Below are 1,878 nucleotides of genomic sequence, written 5' to 3'. Positions count from 1 at the left end.
AGAGTGATTCGCAACGCTTGGCAGTTTCGCTTCGCTCAAGTATAGCCAAGCGCTGCTCACACCTTAATGCGGCGTTAGCTGCAAGGAGGTAAAATTGAGTTATTTTGCAAGATTTGAAAAAATAAATGGTCAACTTTTTAGGTTTGATACTCGTATTTACCTTACGGAATTTGACCCGCAAGAACCGAGTATTTGTGTTGGAGCCATAGTTGGTAAAAATCCTGGTTCGGCTCAACCTCACATATTTGGAGAACTGCAACCTCTCGATCTCAATGGCGACAAAATGCTTCCAGCCGTTCGCAATCGCTTTTTGGATGCTTATAAAATTGCTCAGAAGGACATTCCTATAAACGCTTATGTTCGTGTCTGGAACCTTTTTTACTTATGCGACGCTGACTTGAGCTCCGCATGTAACAAAATTGCGAATTTCAGTAATATACCGACTTGTGAAAGTGAAAAAGAGTATACCCCTATAATTTGGTTCGGTTGGGGTGGGAGTGATAATAGGTTAAATTCCTATAAAAATAGATTTATATCTAAAACATGGGACAACCAGTTTTATTATAGTCATGTGGAGAAAAGAGTAGTCAACCAACTCCCTTGTCCTGAATCATTTGCTAAACACACACAAGGCATGCCTTCTGAGCCAGTAAATGGGCATCTCTCAGAAATAATTTAGTATACAGCTAACAAAGCATTTAAGGGTGATTCGCAACGCTTGGCGTTTTCGCTTCGCTCAAGTATAGCCAAGCGTCGCTCACACCTTAATGCGGCGTTAGCTGTTTGAGAAACAAATGAAAATAATCGATAAGCCGTTATTTTGGCTATATGTTAGAACGCGAGACTCAGTCTTTTCATCATTTAAAGGTTTTTCCTCTCTACTCTTAGTCATCATTATTGCGGCTATAGTTTCAGGTAACAAATCTCCCGAAAACACCTTCATGTCTTACATGTTGTACCTGTTGGCGCTTAGTGTACCTACCTCAATGGGTCTTATGCTTTTGAAGCTTAAGTTTCGAAAAGTTGCAGGCTCCATTCCTAGGGCAGAGTTAGCGTACTTTTTACAGAACAATAAAGGTATCGAGCTGGAAAGTACTGTAAAAGGGATATTTTCGCTCTACCTATCATTGATGATTTATCTCTGGTTTTTGATGATGGTTGTTGCAGTTTTGGGGCCTTTTATTTTAATGCTAGTGTTGTAGTACACAGCTAACAATCTGTTCAAGAGGGATTCGCAACGCGTGGCATTTTCACTATGCGTTGGTTTTAGTGTTTAAGGTGGTATGCGGTGGCTTTGGTATTGCGTTGCTCACCCCTTAACAGGGCGTTATGTTTCTCTACAATCTCATTACATATTGATTTTACGTAAATTATCTCCATATCTATAATTACAAACTTAATTGCATTGAGACATTTAAATGACTAGAGAAGAATTGTTAGAAAAGATCGAAAGAAAAGAGGCTCAACTTCTGAAAGCGCAGTCTGAAAGTAGTGCTTGGAACAGAGGTAAGTATAACAAAAGCTCTAACACAAAAGTCTCAAAAATCTTTGTGAAATCTCTAGAGTCTGAAATTTCAGATCTTGAAAATCAGTTATCAAAATTAGAGTCATAAAGCCGTTAGGCTGTCCATTTGAGCGGCATAGTGAATGACGTTTTAAGTCCGCAACATAACAAACTGTTCAAGAGGGATTCGCAACGCGTGGCATTTTCACTATGCGTTGGTTTTAGTGATTAAGGCGGTATGCGGCGGCTTCGGTATTGCGTTGCTCACCCCTTAACAGGGCGTTAGCTGTTTGAGGAAAAAATGAGAAAATTCGATAAGCCGCTATTCTGGCTGTATATAAAAACAAGAGACTCATTGTTGTCATCTTTTAAGG

The 1,878-nt window shown here is 39.6% G+C and carries 3 protein-coding genes; all 3 read left to right on the top strand.

The annotated features are described in order from the left end of the window. The first annotated feature begins 94 nt into the window (after nt 1–94). The 3 genes from R7E00_RS22615 (at nt 95) to R7E00_RS22605 (ending at nt 1,613) form a co-directional block, all read left to right on the top strand. Nucleotides 95–679, top strand: coding sequence for a hypothetical protein (locus R7E00_RS22615; RefSeq protein WP_230238822.1), 585 nt, complete (start codon nt 95–97; stop codon nt 677–679). Between the two features lie 115 nt (nt 680–794). Continuing rightward, nucleotides 795–1,202 carry a hypothetical protein gene (locus R7E00_RS22610; RefSeq protein WP_262606434.1) on the top strand — a complete coding sequence of 136 codons (408 nt, stop codon included), beginning with the start codon at nt 795–797 and terminating at the stop codon, nt 1,200–1,202. A gap of 216 nt (nt 1,203–1,418) precedes the next feature. Next, nucleotides 1,419–1,613: a hypothetical protein gene (locus tag R7E00_RS22605; RefSeq protein WP_140331030.1), complete on the top strand. Its 195-nt coding sequence runs from the start codon at nt 1,419–1,421 to the stop codon at nt 1,611–1,613. The last annotated feature ends 265 nt before the right edge of the window (nt 1,614–1,878 follow it).

The sequence above is a fragment of the Vibrio sp. Vb1755 genome (assembly GCF_033338635.1).
GTDB classification, from domain to species: domain Bacteria; phylum Pseudomonadota; class Gammaproteobacteria; order Enterobacterales; family Vibrionaceae; genus Vibrio; species Vibrio alginolyticus.
The sequence above is the reverse complement of the archived record's forward strand: the minus strand, read 5'-3'. Positions and strand labels throughout refer to the sequence as shown.

Coding starts and splice junctions, on each gene's coding strand:
- R7E00_RS22610 (WP_262606434.1), top strand. CDS start 795: ATGAAAATAATCGATAAGCCGTTATTTTGGCTATATGTTAGAACGCGA.
- R7E00_RS22605 (WP_140331030.1), top strand. CDS start 1,419: ATGACTAGAGAAGAATTGTTAGAAAAGATCGAAAGAAAAGAGGCTCAA.